Raw genomic sequence first — 19,530 nt, forward strand, 5'->3', positions numbered from 1 at the left:
CACGGCGACTAGCCTTGACCGCCGTGATGCGAACGCACCCCGTCGGCACGCTGCGTGCCGAGAACGCCGGCCAGACCGTGACGCTCGCCGGATGGGTGGCCCGCCGTCGCGATCACGGCGGCGTGATCTTCATCGACCTGCGCGACCGCTCCGGATCGGCCCAGGTCGTGTTCCGCGAGGGCGAGATGGCCGAGCGGGCGCACCGGCTGCGCGCCGAGTTCTGCGTCCAGGTCACCGGAGAGGTCGTCCGGCGCCCGGAGGGCAACGAGAACCCGGAGCTGCCCACCGGCGACATCGAGGTCACCGTCACCGACCTGCGCGTGCTCTCCGAGGCCGCGCCGCTGCCGTTCCCGGTCGACGACCACACCGGTGTCGGCGAGGAGATCCGGCTGACGCACCGCTACCTGGACCTGCGTCGCCCCGGCCCGGCCCGGGCGATGCAGCTGCGCAGCGACGTGAACAAGGCGGCGCGCGACGTGCTCGCCGGCGAGGACTTCGTCGAGGTCGAGACGCCGACGCTGACCCGCTCCACGCCGGAGGGCGCCCGCGACTTCCTGGTGCCGGCGCGACTGCGCCCCGGGTCCTGGTACGCGCTCCCGCAGAGCCCGCAGCTGTTCAAGCAGCTGCTCATGGTCGGCGGCCTGGAGCGGTACTACCAGATCGCCCGCTGCTACCGGGACGAGGACTTCCGCGCCGACCGCCAGCCCGAGTTCACCCAGCTCGACATCGAGATGAGCTTCGTCGAGCAGGACGACGTCATCGCGCTGGCCGAGAAGGTGCTCGTCGCGCTGTGGAAGCTGGTCGGCCACGACATCACGCTGCCGATCCCGCGGATGAGCTACGCCGAGGCGATGAGCCGCTACGGCTCGGACAAGCCGGACCTGCGTTTCGGCATCGAGCTGACCGAGCTCACGCAGTACTTCGCGAACACCGGCTTCCGGGTGTTCCAGAACCCCTACGTCGGCGCCGTCGTGATGCCGGGCGGCGCGTCGCAGGCGCGCAAGGTGCTCGACGGCTGGCAGGACTGGGCCAAGCAGCGCGGCGCACGCGGCCTGGCCTACGTGCTGATCGGCGAGGACGGCTCGGTCGACGAACGCGGGCCCGTCGTGAAGAACCTGTCCGACGACGAGCGGGCCGGGCTGGCCGCCGCCGTCGGCGCGAACCCCGGCGACTGCATCTTCTTCGCCGCCGGGCAGCCGTCGGAGGCGCGGGCGCTGCTCGGCGCCGCCCGCGGCGAGATCGCGCGCCGGATCGGGGCGATCGACGAGAGCGCGTGGTCGTTCGTGTGGATCGTGGACGCGCCGCTGTTCGAGTCGGCGGCGGACACCGACGACGTCGCCGTCGGCTCCGGCGCCTGGACCGCACTGCACCACGCGTTCACCTCCCCGACCCCGGAGTGGATCGACTCGTTCGAGTCCGACCCGGGGAACGCGCTGGCCTATGCCTACGACATCGTCTGCAACGGCAACGAGATCGGCGGGGGCTCCATCCGTATCCACTCGGCCGACGTGCAGAAGCGCGTGTTCGAGGTGATGGGGCTGACCGAGGCGGAGTCGAAGGAGAAGTTCGGCTTCCTGCTCGACGCGTTCGCCTACGGCCCGCCGCCGCACGGCGGCATCGCGTTCGGCTGGGACCGGATCACGGCGCTGCTGGCCGGGATGGACTCGATCCGCGAGGTGATCGCGTTCCCGAAGACCGGCGGCGGCTTCGACCCGCTCACCCAGGCACCCGCGCCGATCACGGCCGCACAGCGCAAGGAGGCGGGCGTCGACGCGAAGCCGGAGGCGAAGGCCCCCGGCGGCTCGGCGCCCGGCAAGCCGGGCGAGACCGGGGGCGGTGCGCCGGAGAAGCCCGGCCCCGCCGCCTGACCTGCGGTGCTCCACCTGCGGGTGGTCAGCCCGGCTGACGTCACCGACCAGGTCTGCGCCGCGCTCCGGGACCGCCCGGGCGTGGCGCACCTGGCGGTGCTCCGTGGAGTCGCCGTGCAGCCGGAGGGCGACATGGTCGAGGCTGACGTCGCCCGCGAGTGCGTCGACGACCTGCTCGCGGACCTGTCCGCGCTCGGTGTCGACCACACCGGCGGGATCACGCTGGAGCCGCTGGACACGGTGCTGTCCGACGCCGCGGACGCCGCCGAGGAGGCCGCGCCCGGTGACGGCCAGGACGCCGTCGTGTGGGACGAGCTGGTGACACGCACCGGCGAGGACTCCCGGCTGTCCGGGGCGTTCCTCGCGTTCCTGACCATCGCCTGCCTGCTCGCGGCGATCGGCGCGGTGACGAACTCCCCGGTCACGGTGATCGGGGCGATGGTGCTGGGGCCGGAGTTCGGTCCGCTCGCCGCCGTCTCCGTCGGGATCGTGCTGCGCAGGCGCGATCTGGCGCGGCGCGGCGCCGTCGCACTCGGCATCGGCTTCCTCGCGGCGATGGTGGTGACGGGTCTGGCCACCCTGCTGTTCGACGGCCTGGGGCTGATGAACAGCGCCGATCTGGACAGCCTGGACCAGGTCGACTTCATCTACGAGGTCGGCTGGTTCTCGTTGATCGTGGCGCTGCTGGCGGGTGCCGCCGGGATGCTGTCGCTGACGTCGGCGAGGTCGTCGGCGCTGGTCGGGGTGTTCATCTCGATCGCCACGGTGCCCGCCGCGGCGTTCGCCTCGGTGGCCGCCGTCGAGGGGCGGTGGACCGAGGCCGGGCTGTCGGTCGCGCAGCTGCTGATCAACATCGTCGGGGTGGTCGTGGCGGCCTCCGCGGTGCTCTACGGCGCCCGGCGGAAAGGACGTCCCGGTCCGGATCGGCCCCTGTCGGAGGGTTGACGGTTTAGGGTCGTGGGGATGACCGTGTCCCCGTCGCTGGACGACGCGCTGGCGGGCGCCGAGCGGCTGCTGTCCCGCCGAGCGGGTGCCACCGTGCACCTGACCGAGCCGGAGGACCTCGGCGGCCACGGCGAGTCCGTCGTCGTCCGGACCCGGATGACGCACAACCCGTTCTCCGACCGGCGCAGCGTCGTCGTCAAGCAGTACCTCGGTTCCGACGACGGGGTGGACCCCTTCCGCTACGAGGTGGCGAGCTGCCAGCTGTTCACCGCACTCCCGGCGGATGCCCGGCCGGCCCCGGTGATCATCGCGCACGACCCGGACCAGCGGCTGCTCGTGCTCGAGGACCTCGGGCGCAGCGGTTCGCTGGCGGACAAGCTGTTCGGGCCGGACCCGGAGACGGCGACGCGCTGCCTCCTGTCCTGGGCACGCGCGCTGGGGCGGATGCAGGCGTGCACGGCCGGCCGCGAGGACGACTTCGGGGCGCTGCTGCGGCGCCTGGGGGAACGGGTCCGCCGGGACCCGATCGCCGATCAGGCGCGGGCGGCCCTCGCGGAGGTGCCCGCACTCGTCGCCGACGTGCTCGGTGTGACGGTGCCGCCGCAGGCGGCCGTCGAGGCGCGGACGACGGCGCGGCTGCTCGGCGGCACCCGCTTCCGCGCGTTCTCCACGGCCGACACCTGCCCGGACAACAACCTCGTGACCAGCCTGGGTGTCCGGTTCGTCGACTTCGAGCGGGGCTGCTTCCGCGACGTCGCACTGGACGCCGCGTACTTCCGCGTCCCGTTCCCGGCGTGCCCGTCGAGCTTCGCGCTGCCCGACGGCATGTCGGCCCAGATGCTCGCGGCATGGCGGTCCGAGGTGGCCGGGGTCTGGCCGGAGCTCGACGACACCGGCCTGCTCGAACCCCGGCTCGTCGACGCCGACGTGCTGTGGGTCTGGTGGTGCACGTGGACGCTGCTGCCCCGGCTGGCACACCGCGACGGCCCGCTCGGTCGGGACGCGGGCCGCACGCCGTGGCTGTCCACGGCGTTGCGGCACTACTGGTACGGCCTGGGTGAGCGGGCCGCCGCGACCCTCCCCGCGACCACCGGGCTGGCCGGGCTGATGACCGCCGCGATCGACGAGCGGTTCCCGGACTCGCCGCGCGTGCTGCCGGTGTTCCCCGCGTTCCGGGCCAGGGTGTGAGACGCAACTGTTCGGATCCCCGTCCGGGACACGTCACCGTGTGCACACCCGGACGGTTGGTCGGGATCCGATCGTTGCGTCGTGACCGCGATCGACATCGTTCCCGACCCGTCGACGTCCGCCTCACCGACTCCCGTCCCGACCCCGTCGCCCGCCCGCACCGTCCGTCACCTGGTCGCCGTCGGCGACTCCACGGCCGTCGGCATCGGTGACCCGCTGCCCGGTGGCGGCTGGCGCGGCTTCCCCGCCCTCCTGTGCGACGCGCTCGGCGACCCGGGCGCCGTGCGGCTGACCACGCTGGCGCGCAGCGGCGCGCGGATGGCCGACACCCGGCACGCCCAGGTCCCGGCCGCCGCGGCACTCGGGGCGGACGTCGTGGTGCTGTGCGCCGGCATGAACGACACGCTGCGCTCCGACTTCGACGCCGCGGCGATCGGCCGGGACTATGCCGAGTCGCTGGCCGTGCTCCGTCGTTCCGGCGCGCACGTGATCGTCCTGCGCTACCACGACCACACCCGCGTGTTCCGGCTCCCGGCGCCGCTGCGGCGGGCTCTCCAGGGGCGTATCGCCGCGCTGAACGCGGCGCTCGACGAGGCGGTGGCCGGCGCACCCGGCGTCGGCGTGCTCGACCTGGCGCTGTTGCCCGGCGGTTACGAGCCGGAGTCGTGGAGCGTGGACCGCCTGCACCCGTCCGAGCGCGGGCACCGGCTGCTCGCCCGCGGGCTCGGCGAGCTGCTCGTCGCGGCCGGGTGGGAGATGGGCCGCCCGGTCGCGCTGGAGTGCGCGGGCGGGCGCGTGGTGACGGCGTGGCACCGGGGTGCGTGGATCGTCGGGCAGGGCCTTCCGTGGCTGGTCCGGCGCAGCCGCGACCTCGGACCGGTCATCGCGCGTGGCCTGGTGGAGGGGCTGCGCGCCGGTCAGGCCGACGGGCGGACGAGCCCGGTCTCGTAGGCGAGCACGACCGCCTGGGCCCTGTCGCGCAGCCCGAACTTCGTCAGTACGTGGCTGACGTGCGTCTTCACCGTCTGCTCGGCCAGCACCAGCTCGGCCGCGATCTCTGCGTTGGACAGCCCGCGCGCGATCAGCCGCAGCACCTCGGTCTCCCGCTCGGTCAGCGCGGTGAGGGCGGAGGGCGTCGGGCGCTGCTCCGGGCGGGCGGCGACGAAGTGCGCGATCAGCCGCCGGGTCACCGACGGGTCGAGCAGCGCCTCCCCGGACGCGACGACGCGCACGGCGTGCACCAGCTCGGCGGCAGGCGCGTGCTTGAGCAGGAACGCGCTCGCGCCGGCGCGCAGCGCGTCGAAGACGTGGTCGTCGAGGTCGAACGTGGTGAGGACGACGACGCGCGGCGGGTCCGGCCGCGCCATCAGCTCGCGGGTGGCCTCGATGCCGTCGAGCTCCGGCATGCGCACGTCCATCAGCACGACGTGCGGGGCCCGCCCGTCGGAGCCCAGCCCGGCGATCGTCTCGAGCGCGACGCGACCGTTCCCGGCCGTGCCGACCACCTCCAGGTCCGGCTGCGCGCCGAGCAGCGCCGCGAAGCCCTCCCGGACCATCGCCTGGTCGTCGACGAGGACGAGCCTGATCGGCTCGCTCACCGTGGCTCCCCGTCGAGCGGCAGCACGGCCCGGACGGCGAATCCCCGATCGGAGGACGGGCCCGCCTCGAGGTGCCCGCCGTGCAGCTCGGCCCGCTCCCGCATCCCGGCCACCCCGGTGCCGCCACCCGGCCGCCCCGGACCGTTGCCGGGCCCGTTCACCACCTCGATCTCGACGGCCGCGTCCCCGCCCGCCAGCCGCACCCGCACCGGCGCGCCGGGCGCGTGCTGGGCCGCGTTCGCCAGCGACTGCTGCACGATCCGGTAGGCCGAGAGCCCGACCTGGTCCGGCACCGGACCCGCGACGACCGACCAGAGCACGTCCGTCCCGGCGTCCGCGGTGTCGGTCAGCAGCCGTTCGACGTCCGCGAGCCCGGGCTGGGGCGCGCGGGCGCCCGGCTGGTCGTCGGCGCGCAGCACGCCGAGCAGCGTCTGCATCTCCGCGAGCGCCTCCCGGGCCGCACCGGCGACCTGACCGAACTCCTCGGCGGCGGGCCCGTCCAGCCCGCTCAGACGGTAGGGCGCCGTCTCGCAGCGCACGGCGATCATCGACATGTGGTGGGCGACGATGTCGTGCATCTCGCGGGCGATCCGGGCCCGCTCGGCCAGCGCGCCCCGCTCGGCCTGCACGGTGGCACGCCGCTCCTGTTCCCGCGCCAGCGCGACCCCGGCGTCCTGGCGGGCCGCTAGCAGCACGCCGAGCAGCACCGGGACCGCCACCGCGAGCAGGCTCAGCGGCAGCGCCGTCGCCGCGACCGGCCACGGCCCGACCAGCACGAGCGCGGCCACGACCAGCCCGGACAGCACCCCGGCCCCGAGCGTCGCGATCCCGGGGGCGGCCCACGCGGCGGCGAACAGCAGCGGCACCCAGACCACCCAGGTCCACCACTCCAGCGGCGGCACGCTGCCGGTGACCGGCGGTGGCAGCACGAACGGCAGCACCAGCACCCACAGCGTCGCGATCCGCCACGCGTCCAGCGGCCTGCGCGGCGCGAGGGCCAGCGCGACGGCACCGGGCAGGGCCAGCAGGAACCCGCCGACGGCCGGGAACCCGCGGTCCGGCGTGAACTCGGACCCGCCAGCGGCCACCGCGAGCGCGATGCCGAGCACGCCGAGCACCCACGGCGCGACACGGTGCCTGCGCCCGGCGCGCACCCACCGGTCGTTCCCGGGCCCGGCGCCCCACGCGGCCGCCCGCAGCGCGCGTCCGGGACGGCGCCAGAGCTCCGCGGTGCGGTCGGGAGCGGACGGTGCGGACACCTGACGGAGACTAGCCAGGGCGACGGCGCCGGTCGTCGTACTGCGGAGCGACGTCCCGACCGGTACCCGGGTACCGGTCCGGTGCCGCCGCGCCCCGGTGGTGGTGCCCGCAGGACGGCTCCGCAGCGGGACGCTCTCTGCGCCGCCGCCCTGCAGCGTTCCGGCCGTGAACACGAGCCGGTACGCCGCCGCCCTCACCGCGCTGACACTGCTGGTCAGCGGCCTGACGATGCTCGTCCGGCCCGCCGGGGCGCTCGCGCTGAGCCCGGTCGGGAACGACCCGTCGTGCGCCTCGGCACTGCGGAGCCGTCTGGCCGGTCCGGACGTCCGGGTGCTCGGGTGCGACCCGGTGGGACGCGGCCGCGCGGTCGTCGCGCTCGGCGACCCGGCGACGGCACCGCGGCTCGTCGTGCTCGTCCCCGGCGCCGGCATCGACCTGCACACGCTCGACGACCCGGTCGCGCCGCAGCACCGGCCGTTCGCCTGGGCGCGGTCACTGCACCGTCTCGACCCGGACGCCGCCGTCGTGCTGTGGGTCGGCTACCCGACGCCGGAGAGCGTCGGCCTGGACGCCGCGTCCGGGCGGCTGGCCCGCGCCGCCGCACCGCTGCTGGCCGCCGACGTCGCGCGGTTGCGCGGCCCGCACACCGCGCACGTCACGGTCGTCGGGCACAGCTACGGGTCCGTCGTGGTCGGGACGGCGGCCTCCGGCCTGGACGCCGACGACGTCGTGCTGCTCGCCTCACCCGGCGCACGGGCCCCGCACGTCACGGCGCTGGGCACCCGCGCACGGGTCTGGGCGGCCCTGGCGGCCGACGACTGGATCCGCTTCGTGCCGCACGTGCGCCTCGGCGACGTCGGTCACGGCGCCGATCCGGCGAACCCCGCGTTCGGTGCCCGTCCGTTGCCGACCGGCGGCGCCCACGGCCACGACGGCTATCTCGTGCCGGGGAGCGCGACGCTCGCCGCCGTCTCGGGGATCGGGCGTCAGAGCGAGGAGAGGAACCGCCCCATGCGCTCCAGCGCCACCTCCAGCTGGGGGAGCGCCGTCGCGTAGGAGCAGCGGATGTGCCCCTCGCCGGAGGGCCCGAACACCCCGCCGGGCACGACCGCCACCGACTCCGCCTTCAGCAGCCGCTCCGCGAACGTCTCCGAGTCCAGCCCGGAACTCCTGATCGACGGGAACGCGTAGAACGCGCCCGCGGGCTCCGGGCACTCCAGGCCGAGCTCGCGCAGGCCCTTGACGAACACCCGTCGGCGACGGTCGTAGTCCGCGACCATCTCCGCCACGTCGCCCTCCGCCGCGCGCAGCGCCTCGACGGCGGCCACCTGGGACACGTGCGGCGCGCACAGCATCGTGTACTGGTGCACGCGCAGCGCCAGGTCGGCGATCGGGCCGGGCGCGGCGAGCCAGCCGACCCGCCACCCGGTCATCGCCTGGGCCTTGGAGAACCCGCCGAGCACGACGGTCCGCTCCCGTGCGCCCGGCACCGCGCCGAGGCAGTGGTGCGTGCCGGTGTAGGTGAGCCGGTCGTAGATCTCGTCGGAGACCAGGTAGAGGTCGTGCCGCTCGGCGAGTGCGACGAGCGCGCGCAGCACGGCGGGCGGCTGCACGGCGCCGGTCGGGTTCGCCGGGGAGCCGATCAGGATCGCCTTCGTCCGGTCCGTGACGGCGGCCTCGACGGCGTCGACGTCGATCGCGAACCCGTCCTCGGCACGCGTCGGGACACCGACCGGGATCCCGCCGGCGAACGACACGCACGGCTGGTAGGCGACGTAGCAGGGCTCCGGAACGATCACCTCCTCGCCCGGGTTCAGCAGCACCCGCAGGGCGAGGTCCAGCCCTTCCGACACGCCCGTCGTGATCAGGCACTCGCGGTCCGGCGTGTAGCGCGCGTCGTAGCGCCTCGCCAGGTCGTCGCAGATCAGGCGTCGGAGCTCCGGCAGGCCCGCGTTGCCGGTGTAGGTCGTGTGCCCGTGCTCGAGCGCGTAGATGCCCGCCTCGCGGATCCGCCACGGCGTGACGAAGTCCGGCTCCCCGACCCCGAGCGAGACGACGTCGTCCATCTCGGCGGCGATGTCGAAGAACCGCCGGATGCCCGACGGCGGGCACGCGGTGATCGTCTCGTTGAGCGGCCTCACGGGGTCACCGGCAGGCGGTGGTCGGGCTCCGGGTCGGCGAACGTGTCGCCGTCGCGCTTGTGCGTCGCCAGCACGAAGTGGGTCGCCGTTGACTGCACCCGGTCGATCGTGGACAGCTTCTGGGAGACGAAGTCGCTGACCGCGTGGATGGTGCGGCCGACGACCGTGCAGCGCAGGTCGTGTCCGCCGGAGACCAGGTAGCAGTCGCGCACCTCGTCGAACCGCGATATCCGGGCCGCCACGTCGTCGAACCCGACGCCGCGCGCCGGTGCGACCGACACGTCGATGAACGCCGTCACCTCGCTGTCGCCGCGCCTGCCGTCCTCGTCGACCGCCCGGTCGTACGCCGCCCAGTTCACGACCGCCTTGTGCCGGCGGATGACACCGGTGCGCGTCCACTCCGCCACCGCGGCGTCGACGTCCTCCACGGACAGGCCGACCATCGTCGCGATGGTGTCGTGGGACAGCGTGGCGTCCCGTTCCAGCAGTTCCAGGATCTCCCGCACGACGGCGACCTTACGTCCCGTCGGGAACGGTCGCCGTCGGCCCGGTCAGGTGTCCACGAGGCCGCACTCGATCTCGGTCAGGCGGTCCCGGGTGCACGGGCCGCACAAGAACCCGACGCCGTCCGGGGTGTGGGTGCTGCTCCAGTCCAGGCCGCGGGCGTCGTCGGCCGTGCGCGGCCGTCCACAGTGGGGGCAGGACGTGCGGGTGACGAGGTCCATGCGCGACGAGTGTGCCGCAGCGGGGTTGCCCGCTCGTCACCGCGTGTGTCGTGCCGGTTGCGTTCCGGATGCGCACGGTTACGGCGACGATCACGATTCGGTCCCGGGAGAGAACGTCGTCGCAGTCCTTCCGGTTGCGGCGCTATTGTCCGCGCGCATGACGAGTTATCCGCCTCCTCCCGGCGGTAATGACCCGCAGCGGGGGCCCGACGATCAGGGGCAGCCGTACGGGGGAGCGCCGCAGCAGCCCGGCCAGGGTGGCTACCCGCCGCCCGGGCAGCAGCCCTATCCGCAGCCGGGGTATCCGCAGCAGCAGCCGTATCCGCAGCAGCCGGGGTATCCGCAGCAGCAGGGGTACCCCCAGCAGCAGGGGTATCCCCAGCAGGGCGGATACCCGCAGGGCCAGGCCTACGGCGGCTACGCGGCCTACCCGGCGCCGGACCAGCCCGGCGCCTACATCGACCCGGCCGACCCGCTGGTCGCCACGGACTTCGACCAGTGGATGCGCAAGGGACTGGGGGTGTTCACGCGCAGCTGGCAGCCGCTGCTGTTGATCCACCTGGCGTCGTACGTCCCGGCCGTGATCCTCGGCGGGCTGCTCACCCTGATCGGTGTACTGACACAGAGCATCGCGCTGATCATCGTGCTCGGCGTGATCGCGGCCGTCCTGATCGTCGCCGGAGTGCTGATCGCGCAGGGCGTGTCGATCTACTACGTCACGCACGACGCCGCCGGTCAGCAGGTCACGCTGGCCGAGGCGTTCCGGTTCGGCGCGGGCCGGGCGTTGCCGCTGCTCGGGTGGGGCATCCTCGCCGGCATCATGACGTTCGTCGGCTTCATCCTGCTGATCCTGCCCGGCGTGTACCTCAGCCTGGTGTTCGGCGCGACGCTGGTCGGCGTGATCATGTACGAGCGCGGTGGCATCGACCGGTGCTTCTCGCTGTTCAACCGCCGGTTCTGGCCGACGGTCGGGCGACTGCTGCTCTACGGCGTCGCGGCCACGATCTACTACTTCGTGTTCACGTTCCTGGTCGGAGCGATCTTCGGAACCGGTGACGGCACCGTGCTGTCCGGCATCGGCTCGATCGTCCTGCAGATCCTGCTGGTGCCGCTCAGCCTGGTCGGGGTCGGCGTCTCCGTCGTCACCTACGCAGAGCTGCGGCACTGGGAGGCGCCCGGGCAGGTGCACACGCCGCGCTTGGTGGGCGAGCTGCACCAGTGAGCTCCTCCGGTGCCGTCCGAGGGCGGCACCGGAGAAGTGGCAGGCTGGACGCACGATGAGCACCGACGGCCTGTTCGACATCGACCCCCCGGCCGGCGACGACGACGCCGGCGCCGGTGACGCACCCGCCCCGGGCGCCCCGCTCGCGGTCCGGATGCGGCCGCGCAGCCTGGACGAGGTCGTCGGGCAGCGGGAGCTGCTGCGCAGCGGGGCCCCGCTGCGACGGCTGCTCGAGGGCGGTGCGCCCGCGTCCGTGCTGCTGCACGGCCCGCCGGGCACCGGGAAGACGACGCTCGCCCGGCTGATGGCGGGCGCCGGAGGGGGCGGCAGGCGGTTCGTCGCGCTGTCGGCGCTGTCGGCGGGCGTCAAGGAGCTCCGCGCGGTGATCGACGAGGCCCGGGTGCGCCGCGACCGCAGCGGCACACCCACGGTCCTGTTCATCGACGAGGTGCACCGCTTCTCCAAGACCCAGCAGGACGCGCTGCTCGGCGCCGTCGAGGACCGGGTCGTGCTGCTCGTCGCCGCGACCACGGAGAACCCGTCGTTCTCGGTCGTGTCACCGCTGCTGTCGCGCTCGCTCGTGCTCGGGCTCCAGTCCCTCGAGCCCGACGACGTCCGCGAGCTCCTGCGCCGGGCCGTCGCCTCGGAGCGGGGGCTGGGCGGCGCCGTGACGCTCGCCGAGGACGGCGAGGACGCGCTCGTGCGGCTGTCCGCCGGCGACGCGCGGCGGGCGCTCACGGCGCTGGAGGCGGCCGCCGACGGGGTGGTCGCCGATGGCGGAGACACGGTGGATCTGGAGGCCGTCGAGCGTGCCGTGACCGAGGTCGCCGTGCGCTACGACCGGGCGGGCGACCAGCACTACGACGTGATCAGCGCGTTCATCAAGTCGATCCGCGGCTCCGACCCGGACGCGGCGATGCACTACCTGGCCCGCATGATCGTCGCGGGGGAGGACCCGCGGTTCATCGCGCGGCGGCTGATGATCCACGCCAGCGAGGACATCGGGCTGGCCGACCCGACGGCGCTGCCCGCGGCCACCGCCGCCGCGCAGGTCGTCCAGCTCGTCGGGATGCCGGAGGCGCGGCTGGCGCTGGCCCAGGTGACGCTGCACCTGGCGACGGCGCCGAAGTCCAACTCGGTGATCACCGCCATCGACGCGGCGATGTCCGACGTGCGATCGGGTGCCGTCGGGGCGGTGCCGGCGCACCTGCGCGACGGGCACTACGCCGGCGCGCAGAAGCTCGGCAACGCCGTCGGCTACCGGTACCCGCACGACGACCCGGACGGCGTGCTCACCCAGCAGTACCCGCCGGACGACCTGGTCGGGCGCGACTACTACGAGCCCGGCACGCACGGGGCCGAGCGCACGCTCGCCGAACGGGTCCCGAAGCTGCGACGGGCCGTGCGCGGCCGCTGAACCCGGGTCGGTGCCGGCCCCCGGCCGATGATCGGCGGAACTGGTCGAGGTGCGCCACTGGTGGCGCGTTGCTGCCGGTTCCACCGATCATGGGCCGAGGGGCGGCTCAGCCGGTCCGCAGCGTCAGGCCGAGCGACCCCATCGCCGTCCCGACCGGCGTGAAGTACGCCGTGCAGCCGTCCGGCCCGCCTGCGCCGGTGTGCACGCCCTGCGCCTGGCCGTCGTCGGTGACGTACGGGCCTCCGGAGTCGCCCTCGCGGGCGCACAGGTTCGCGGCGCTGAGCCCGGACTGCTGCTGACCGCCGAAGTTCACGACGACGTTCTGCCGCGCGATCGGGCCGCAGCTGCGCCCGGACGTCGAACCGAACAGGCAGACCGGGGCGCCGACCGGCGCGACCCGGGACCCCCGCACCGGCACGCCACCCGCCGTCGGGACGGCGGTCCAGCCGCCCGCGACCGGGATGGCGCCCGCGTCCGGCCCGTTGTCGGCCGTCCGTGCGCCGCCGCCGACGTCGACCGACTCTGGCCCGGACACCCAGTCCGCGGAGCCGCGGGTGCAGTGCCCGGCGGTGACCAGCCAGTCGGCGCGCCCGTCGGTGGCGGTGAACCCGACCGTGCAGCGCTTCGTCCCGTCGGTGATCGTGTCGCCCCCGCCGATCGCGGCCTGCAGGCGTGGCGCGGTCGGCGTGGACCGGATCCGCAGCACCGACGGGTCGAGGCCGTCGAGCAGCGTGCCGAGCAGCGGGTGCCCGACGACCGTGACGACGAGCGTCTGGTCGACCTCGTCCACGCCGAAGTCGGCGATCGACGGTGGCATCCCGTCCGCCGTGCGCTCGGTCAGCAGCCGCAGCGCCCCCTCCGGGTCCCGGCGCGGGCCCTCCCGCACGACCGGTGTCGCGCCGAGCCCGGACAGCACGGGTGCGAGCACGGGTTCCCAGGTGCCGACCATGAGCCTGCCGCGCGCGTCGCCGGACGACCCGCTCGGGGACTCCGAGGTGTCCGGGGCGAACCAGATCCCGGCCAGCGCGGTACCTGCGGCGTCCCGCACCGCGGGCACCAGTGCCGTCGCCGCCTCCTCGGTGAGACCGCCGTCGTCCGGCAGGCCCGGCACGTCCGCGACGGCGGGCACCGCCGTCACCGCCGCCGCGGTCGCGAGACCCGCGGCGAGCAGCGCCAGTGCGACGCGGCGCGGGCGGGCGGAGCGGGGGATGCGCACGGGTCGGTCCTCCGGTGGGCTGCACGGGACGTCACCGTCCCAACGACCCTGCTCCGTTCAGGTCACGTCATCACTCGTGGTGATCACCCGATGCGGTCGCCCTCGATCGACGGCATAAGTCGGGTGGGTGTCTGGGGCTGCACCGTTCGGCATACCGAGAATTGAGCATCTGCATTGACCCTCCGGCCGCCGCCCACCAGGGTTATCCCCACACCGACCGGCGGTCGGCGACCCGGAGCCACCGGGCCGCGGCCGGGGCCGGCGGGCCGCGGGAGGACCCCGCGACCGGAGGCGGAGCGACCCCAGATCGCCCCGCTCTGAGGACACCGATTGGCGTCACCGACGCCCCGTGTGGTCACGGGGCGTACTCGGTGATGCCGGAGAACGGCGCGGCGACCCGTGCCGGAGGGGTGCAGGGACATGCTGCTCGTGGACGGGGAGAACGTGGTGGACGGTGCGGAGACCCCGGTCGTCGTCGAGGGCACGGTCGACACCACCGACGTCACGGAGACCACCGACCGCGCCCGCGAGGACGACATGCTCCCGCCCGAGCTGCTGCGCGCCGCCGTCGCAGGGGACCCGCGGGCCACGGCCCAGCTGCTCAGCCGGATCCAGCCGCAGGTGCAGCGCTTCTGCCGGGCCCGCCTCGGCCGCCGCGAGACGACCATGGGCTCGGCCGACGACGTCGCCCAGGACGTGTGCATGGCCGTCCTGGCCGTGCTGCCGGACTACCGCTTCGCCGGTGTCTCGTTCCGCGCGTTCGTGTTCGGGATCGCCCGCCACAAGATCGCCGACGCGTTCCGGGCCATCGCGCGCAACCGCTGCGACGCCGTCGAGGAGCTCCCGGAGCGCACCAGCGCCGAGCAGGGGCCGGAGCAGCTCGTCCTCGAGGCCGAGCGCAACGAGCGGCTCGGCGACCTGCTGGGCGTGCTGGGTTCCCGCCAGGTGGAGATCCTGACGCTGCGCATCGCCGTCGGGCTGACGGCCGAGGAGACCGCGGAGGCCATCGGGTCGACGCCGGGTGCCGTGCGAGTGGCCCAGCACCGTGCGCTGCAGCGGCTGCGCCGCGAGCTCGCGGACCGTGCCGTGCGACGCGAGGTCGTCGCCGAGGTGCCCGCCGTCCCGTCCGCCCCCGCGGCGCCGGTCCGGCTCTCGGTGCGCCGGGCCCGTCCCGCTCGTGCGGCCCGCCGGCTGGCGCCGATGCCGCACATCGCCGTCGCGCCGATGATCCCCGCCCAGCGGGTCGACGAGCCGGTCGCCGTCGCGGTCTGAATCCGGTGGACCCGCGCGGGTACCGTGGAGGGTGATTGATCGGCGCCCGCTCGATCGGGCGCAGGTCAGCCGCCGTAGGGTGACCGCCTGGCCGCAAGGCCGGCCCGTCGCCGTACCCGTCACGAGAGTCCTCCGGTGCAGACCCACGAGATCGTCCGCCGTTTCACGGCCCACTTCGAGAACGCCGGCCACACCCCGGTGCCCAGCGCCTCGCTGATCCTCGACGACCCGCAGCTGCTGTTCGTCAACGCGGGCATGGTGCAGTTCAAGCCGTACTTCCTCGGTGACGTCCCGGCGCCGTACCCGCGCGCCACGTCGATCCAGAAGTGCGTGCGCACCCCGGACATCGACGAGGTCGGCAAGACCACCCGGCACGCGACGTTCTTCCAGATGGCCGGGAACTTCTCGTTCGGCGACTACTTCAAGCGCGGCGCCATCGAGCTGGCCTGGTCGCTGTGCACGAACTCCGTCTCCGACGGCGGCTACGGGTTCGACCCGGACCGGCTCTGGCCGACGGTCTACGAGACCGACGACGAGGCGTTCGCGCTCTGGCAGGAGATCACCGGGCTCCCGCCGGAGCGCATCCAGCGCCGGGACGGCACGGACAACTACTGGGACATGGGCGTACCCGGTCCCGGGGGCCCCTGCTCGGAGATCTTCTACGACCTCGGGCCGCGCTACGGCGTCGAGGGCGGCCCGATCGCGAACGAGGACCGCTACCTCGAGATCTGGAACCTCGTCTTCATGCAGGACGAGCGCGGCGAGCTGTCTCCGAAGAAGGGGCACCCGCCGATCGGCGAGCTGCCGCACAAGAACATCGACACCGGCATGGGCGTCGAGCGGGTCGCGTTCCTGCTGCAGGGCGTGGACAACGTCTACGAGACCGACCTGGTCCGGCCGGTGATCGCCGCCGCGGAGGAGCTGTCCGGCAAGCGGTACGGCGATGGCGAGGAGGACGACGTCCGGTTCCGCGTCATCGCCGACCACGCCCGCTCGTCGGTGATGATCATCGGGGACGGCGTGACGCCCGGCAACGAGGGCCGCGGCTACGTGCTGCGACGGCTGCTGCGCCGGATCGTGCGCTCGGCGCGCCTGCTCGGTGTGACCGGCCCGTGCCTGGAGCGGTTCGCCACCGTGGTGCGCGACGCGATGTCGCCCACCTACCCGGAGCTCGCAACCGACTTCGAGCGCATCTCGGCTGTCATCCGGGCCGAGGAGGACACGTTCCTGGCCACGCTCACGGCCGGCGAGAAGATCTTCGAGACCGCGGTGCAGGACACCAGGCGGGGCGGTGGCTCGACGCTGCCCGGCGACAAGGCGTTCCAGCTGCACGACACATACGGCTTCCCGATCGACCTGACGCTGGAGATGGCCGAGGAGGCCGGGCTGTCGGTGGACCGGGAGCGGTTCACGACGCTGATGAACGAGCAGCGTTCCCGGGCCAAGGCCGACGCCGCCGAGCGCAAGGTCGGCTTCGTCGACGCCTCGATCTACCGCGCGGTGCTGGACACGCACGGGGCCACCGACTTCCTCGGCTACCAGTCGCTGCAGTCCGAGGCCCGGATCGTCGGGCTGCTCCGCGACGGCGCCACCGCGCCCGCCGCGTCCGAGGGCGACTCCGTCGAGGTGCTGCTGGACCGCACGCCGTTCTACGCCGAGGCCGGTGGCCAGCAGGCCGACACCGGGACGATCACCGGCGGCTCGTTCGTCGTGCGCGTCGACGACGTCCAGTCCCCGGTCGCCGGGCTGCGGGTGCACCGTGGCGTGGTGGCGAACGGGACGGTGACGTTGGACGCCGAGGTGGTCGCCGCCGTCGACCCCGCCCGTCGTGCCGCCATCTCCCGTGCCCACACGGCCACGCATCTGGTGCACGCCGGCGTGCGCGGGGCGCTGGGCAGCGCCGCCGCCCAGGCCGGTTCGCTCAACGCTCCCGGCCGCCTGCGGTTCGACTTCACCTCGCCGACCGGTGCCGTGCCCCCGGCCGCGCTGACCGAGATCGAGGAGGAGGTCAACTCGGTCCTGCAGTCCGACCGGGAGGTGCAGACGTACGAGACGACGATGGACGAGGCCCGCAAGCTGGGCGCGATGATGCTGTTCGGCGAGAAGTACGGCGACCGCGTCCGCGTCGTGGACATGGGCGACTACTCGCGCGAGCTCTGCGGCGGCACACACGTGCGCCGCAGCGGCGAGCTCGGCCTGGTCCGGATCCTGTCCGAGGCATCGATCGGCTCCGGTGTGCGACGGGTGGAGGCCCTGGTCGGTCTCGACGCGTTCCAGCACGCCACCACCGAACACCTGCTGGTCAACCAGCTCGCCGACCAACTCAAGGCCCGGCCGGAGGAGCTGCCGGACCGCGTCCAGTCGCTGGTCGAGCGGCTGCGCACGGCCGAGCGGGACCTGGAGAAGCACCGCGCCGACGCCGTGCTCGCCTCGGCCGGGTCGCTCGCCGAGGCGGCCGAGGACCTGGACGGCACGAAGCTCGTCGCGGTCACCGCGCCGGACGGCGTCACCGGCAACGACCTGCGGACGCTGGCCTCCGACGTGCGCGGCAAGCTCGGCTCGGTGCCGGGGGTGGTCGCGCTGTTCGCTGTGGACGGGGCGGCCGGGAAGGTCGCGTTCGTCGTCGCGACGACGGCCGCCGCCCGGGACGACGGCCTGGCCGCAGGCAAGCTGATCCCGGAGTTCGCCGAGGCCGTCGGCGGTCGGGGTGGCGGGAAGCCGGACCTGGCCCAGGGCGGCGGGACCGACCCGTCCGGAGTGGACGCGGCCATCCGGAAGCTGCGCGAGGCGATCCGCGGGTGACCTGTCGCGTGCTCGCACACGTTCCGGTGCCCTCGCACGCTCCCGGGCGTGTGCGAGGCCACCACATCCTGTGCGAGGACAGGTGACGTGGACGCGCGGGCGCCGGCTGGGGATCGACGTCGGCGCGGTGCGGGTCGGGGTGGCCGTGTGCGACCCGGACGGGATCCTGGCGACGCCGCTCGAGACGGTGCCCCGGGACGCCTCCGGCGGCACCGACGTCCGGCGGATCGCCGCTCTCGTCGACGAGCACCTCGCCGTCGGTGTGGTCCTCGGTCTGCCGCGGAACCTGCGCGGCGAGGACGGCCCGGCCGCGCAGGCCGCGCAGGAGTTCGCGGACGCCCTGCGCGGGGTGCTCGACGTGCCGGTCGAGCTGACCGACGAGCGGATGACGACCGTCGTCGCGACCCGCCAGCTCGCCGGGCGCGGCGTGCGCGGACGCAAGCAACGCGCCGTCGTCGACCAGGCCGCCGCCGTCGCGATCCTGCAGGGCTGGCTGGACGCCGCACGCGGCCACTGAACCCTCCTACCCCATGCCCGGCCATGATCGACTCACGGGGAGCGGTCTCTCGGGACCGGGGGTGGCGGCTACCCTCGAACGCGTGACCGGACCCGGCGTGGACGTGACGATCGCCGGCCCCGGCGTACCGGCCCGGTGGTCCCCCCGGTGAACGCGCGGTCCACTGCCGCCGAGTCCCAACGGCGACGGCGGCTGCTCCTGCTGGCCACGGCGCTGGTCTTCGGCGCCGCGCTGGTGGCGTCGGCCCTGATCGTGCTCGGGCCGGACGACTACCCGGGCGACGGGAACGGCACCGTCGTCGTCCGGGTGGAGCGCGGCGACTCGACGAGGGCGATCGGCGACATGCTCGTCGCCCGCGGGGTGGTGGCCAGCCGCGCCGCGTTCGTCGGGGCCGCCGAGGACGTGCCGGAGATCCAGCGCGTCCAGCCCGGCTACTACCAGCTGCGCGACCGGATGTCCGGCGAGTCCGCCGCGGAGGCGCTCGTCGAACCGGACGCGCGGGTCGGGTTCATGGACGTCAAGGGTGGTGTCCAGCTCGACGACACGAAGGCCCCGAACGGCACCGTCACGCCGGGCGTCCTCAGCCAGATCTCGACCGCGACCTGCGTCGGGGAGGACGACGACCGTCACTGCGTCCCCGCCGACGAGCTGCGGAAGGTGATGGCCGAGAGCGACCTGGCCGCGCTCGGCGTCCCGGAGTGGGCCCGCACGGGCGTGGCGAAGGCCGCTCCGGTGCGGCGGTTGGAGGGGCTCGTCGCGCCCGGCACGTACGACATCGACCCGACCCAGCCGCCGCTGCAGGTGCTGCGCAGCGTCCTGGCGTCGTCCGAACCGCGCCTGCGACGCGCTGGGCTGGGGCGCGACGCGTCGTCGTACGAGGCCCTGATCCGAGCGTCCCTCGTCGAGCGCGAGGCGATCGCGCCGGACATGCCGCGGGTGGCCCGGGTGATCACGAACCGACTCGGCGCGAACCAGCGTCTCGAGCTGGACTCGACCGTCAACTACCCGCTCGACGTGCAGGCCCTGCGCACGACCGCGGAGGCACGCGGCGCGCCAGGGCCGTACAACAGCTACCTCAACGTCGGGCTGCCGCCGACGCCGGTCAGCTCCGTGTCCGACGGCGCGATCGCCGCGGCGCTGCAGCCGGCGCCCGGACCGTGGTTCTTCTTCGTGCGGTGCACGACCGAGGGCGCGTCCTGCTTCGCCGTGACCTACCCCGAGCACCAGGCGAACGTCGCCAGGGCCCAGGAGGCCGGCGCGTTCTGACCCCGCGCGGGTCGCAACCCGCGGGCAACCCTTCTGTGCGACGTGTGTCACTGCTAGACCGGACCGCGGGACAACGTCGTCGTCACGGGAGAG

Annotated in this window: 16 protein-coding genes and 1 pseudogene; 11 read left to right on the forward strand and 6 right to left on the reverse strand. The window is 74.2% G+C overall.

Annotated features, from left to right (window positions below; translation table 11 throughout):
• Positions 1-23: 23 nt before the first annotated feature.
• The 4 genes from aspS to EV378_RS33300 all read left to right on the forward strand — a co-directional run bounded on the left by aspS (position 24) and on the right by EV378_RS33300 (position 4,952).
• A complete protein-coding gene (gene aspS, locus EV378_RS33285; RefSeq protein WP_132431754.1) occupies positions 24-1,868 on the forward strand; it encodes an aspartate--tRNA ligase in 1,845 nt (614 codons plus the stop codon).
• A gap of 6 nt (positions 1,869-1,874) precedes the next feature.
• Entirely contained in the window at positions 1,875-2,813 is a 939-nt protein-coding gene (locus EV378_RS33290) for a DUF389 domain-containing protein (RefSeq protein WP_132431756.1), read from the forward strand.
• 18 nt (positions 2,814-2,831) lie between these two features.
• Positions 2,832-4,001, forward strand: coding sequence for a hypothetical protein (locus tag EV378_RS33295; protein ID WP_132431758.1), 1,170 nt, complete (start codon positions 2,832-2,834; stop codon positions 3,999-4,001).
• 81 nt (positions 4,002-4,082) lie between these two features.
• Positions 4,083-4,952 carry an SGNH/GDSL hydrolase family protein gene (locus EV378_RS33300; RefSeq protein WP_243653883.1) on the forward strand — a complete coding sequence of 290 codons (870 nt, stop codon included), beginning with the start codon at positions 4,083-4,085 and terminating at the stop codon, positions 4,950-4,952.
• Here EV378_RS33300 and EV378_RS33305 read toward each other — a convergent pair.
• Together EV378_RS33305 and EV378_RS33310 are read right to left on the reverse strand one after the other, a co-directional pair.
• Positions 4,919-5,599, reverse strand: a complete 681-nt coding sequence (locus tag EV378_RS33305; RefSeq protein WP_207908938.1) for a response regulator — start codon at positions 5,597-5,599, stop codon at positions 4,919-4,921. The two genes, EV378_RS33300 and EV378_RS33305, sit on opposite strands and share 34 nt — an antisense overlap.
• A complete protein-coding gene (locus EV378_RS33310) occupies positions 5,596-6,858 on the reverse strand; it encodes a sensor histidine kinase (protein ID WP_165922600.1) in 1,263 nt (420 codons plus the stop codon). The genes EV378_RS33305 and EV378_RS33310 overlap by 4 nt, the downstream gene beginning before the upstream one ends.
• 166 nt (positions 6,859-7,024) lie before the next feature.
• Here EV378_RS33310 and EV378_RS33315 point away from each other — a divergent pair, with 166 nt between their 5' ends.
• Positions 7,025-7,915 carry an alpha/beta hydrolase gene (locus tag EV378_RS33315; protein WP_165922601.1) on the forward strand — a complete coding sequence of 297 codons (891 nt, stop codon included), beginning with the start codon at positions 7,025-7,027 and terminating at the stop codon, positions 7,913-7,915.
• Here EV378_RS33315 and EV378_RS33320 read toward each other — a convergent pair.
• Genes EV378_RS33320 through EV378_RS35675 form a run of 3 tightly spaced genes read right to left on the reverse strand, consistent with a single transcriptional unit; the run spans position 7,846 to position 9,725 of the window.
• Entirely contained in the window at positions 7,846-9,000 is a 1,155-nt protein-coding gene (locus tag EV378_RS33320) for an aminotransferase class I/II-fold pyridoxal phosphate-dependent enzyme (protein ID WP_132431764.1), read from the reverse strand. The two genes, EV378_RS33315 and EV378_RS33320, sit on opposite strands and share 70 nt — an antisense overlap.
• The gene (locus EV378_RS33325; protein WP_132431766.1) at positions 8,997-9,506 is read right to left on the reverse strand and encodes an Lrp/AsnC family transcriptional regulator; all 510 of its coding nucleotides are present in this window, start codon (positions 9,504-9,506) and stop codon (positions 8,997-8,999) included. Before EV378_RS33325 ends, EV378_RS33320 begins: the two co-directional genes overlap by 4 nt.
• A gap of 45 nt (positions 9,507-9,551) precedes the next feature.
• Entirely contained in the window at positions 9,552-9,725 is a 174-nt protein-coding gene (locus tag EV378_RS35675; RefSeq protein WP_165922602.1) for a hypothetical protein, read from the reverse strand.
• A gap of 157 nt (positions 9,726-9,882) precedes the next feature.
• Between EV378_RS35675 and EV378_RS36080 the strand changes: the two genes are divergently transcribed.
• A complete protein-coding gene (locus EV378_RS36080; protein WP_207908939.1) occupies positions 9,883-10,947 on the forward strand; it encodes a hypothetical protein in 1,065 nt (354 codons plus the stop codon).
• Positions 10,948-11,002: 55 nt separating this feature from the next.
• On the forward strand, positions 11,003-12,364 hold the full coding sequence (locus tag EV378_RS33335; RefSeq protein ID WP_132431768.1) for a replication-associated recombination protein A: 1,362 nt from the start codon (positions 11,003-11,005) through the stop codon (positions 12,362-12,364).
• A gap of 106 nt (positions 12,365-12,470) precedes the next feature.
• Here EV378_RS33335 and EV378_RS33340 read toward each other — a convergent pair whose 3' ends face one another.
• Positions 12,471-13,580, reverse strand: coding sequence for a S1 family peptidase (locus EV378_RS33340; protein ID WP_132431770.1), 1,110 nt, complete (start codon positions 13,578-13,580; stop codon positions 12,471-12,473).
• Positions 13,581-14,117: 537 nt separating this feature from the next.
• On the opposite strand from EV378_RS33340, the pseudogene shbA reads away from it, so the two are divergent.
• From shbA to EV378_RS33360, 4 genes and pseudogenes are all read left to right on the forward strand, one after another.
• Positions 14,118-14,669, forward strand: a pseudogene (gene shbA, locus EV378_RS33345) (RNA polymerase sigma factor ShbA); the annotation flags it as partial.
• Positions 14,670-14,987: 318 nt separating this feature from the next.
• Complete coding sequence (gene alaS, locus EV378_RS33350; RefSeq protein WP_132431772.1) at positions 14,988-17,654, forward strand: alanine--tRNA ligase; 2,667 nt, start codon at positions 14,988-14,990, stop codon at positions 17,652-17,654.
• Between the two features lie 82 nt (positions 17,655-17,736).
• Positions 17,737-18,171: a Holliday junction resolvase RuvX gene (gene ruvX / locus EV378_RS33355; RefSeq protein WP_132431774.1), complete on the forward strand. Its 435-nt coding sequence runs from the start codon at positions 17,737-17,739 to the stop codon at positions 18,169-18,171.
• A 147-nt stretch (positions 18,172-18,318) separates the two neighbouring features.
• Positions 18,319-19,437: an endolytic transglycosylase MltG gene (locus EV378_RS33360; protein ID WP_132431776.1), complete on the forward strand. Its 1,119-nt coding sequence runs from the start codon at positions 18,319-18,321 to the stop codon at positions 19,435-19,437.
• Positions 19,438-19,530 lie beyond the last annotated feature (93 nt).

The sequence above is a fragment of the Pseudonocardia endophytica genome (genome assembly GCF_004339565.1).
In the GTDB taxonomy this organism is placed as follows: domain Bacteria; phylum Actinomycetota; class Actinomycetes; order Mycobacteriales; family Pseudonocardiaceae; genus Pseudonocardia; species Pseudonocardia endophytica.

Excerpts from the sequence above, each read along its gene's own strand:
- EV378_RS33295 (WP_132431758.1), top strand. The coding sequence starts at position 2,832 with ATGACCGTGTCCCCGTCGCTGGACGACGCGCTGGCGGGCGCCGAGCGG.
- EV378_RS35675 (WP_165922602.1), bottom strand. The coding sequence starts at position 9,725 with ATGGACCTCGTCACCCGCACGTCCTGCCCCCACTGTGGACGGCCGCGC.
- EV378_RS36080 (WP_207908939.1), top strand. The coding sequence starts at position 9,883 with ATGACGAGTTATCCGCCTCCTCCCGGCGGTAATGACCCGCAGCGGGGG.
- EV378_RS33335 (WP_132431768.1), top strand. The coding sequence starts at position 11,003 with ATGAGCACCGACGGCCTGTTCGACATCGACCCCCCGGCCGGCGACGAC.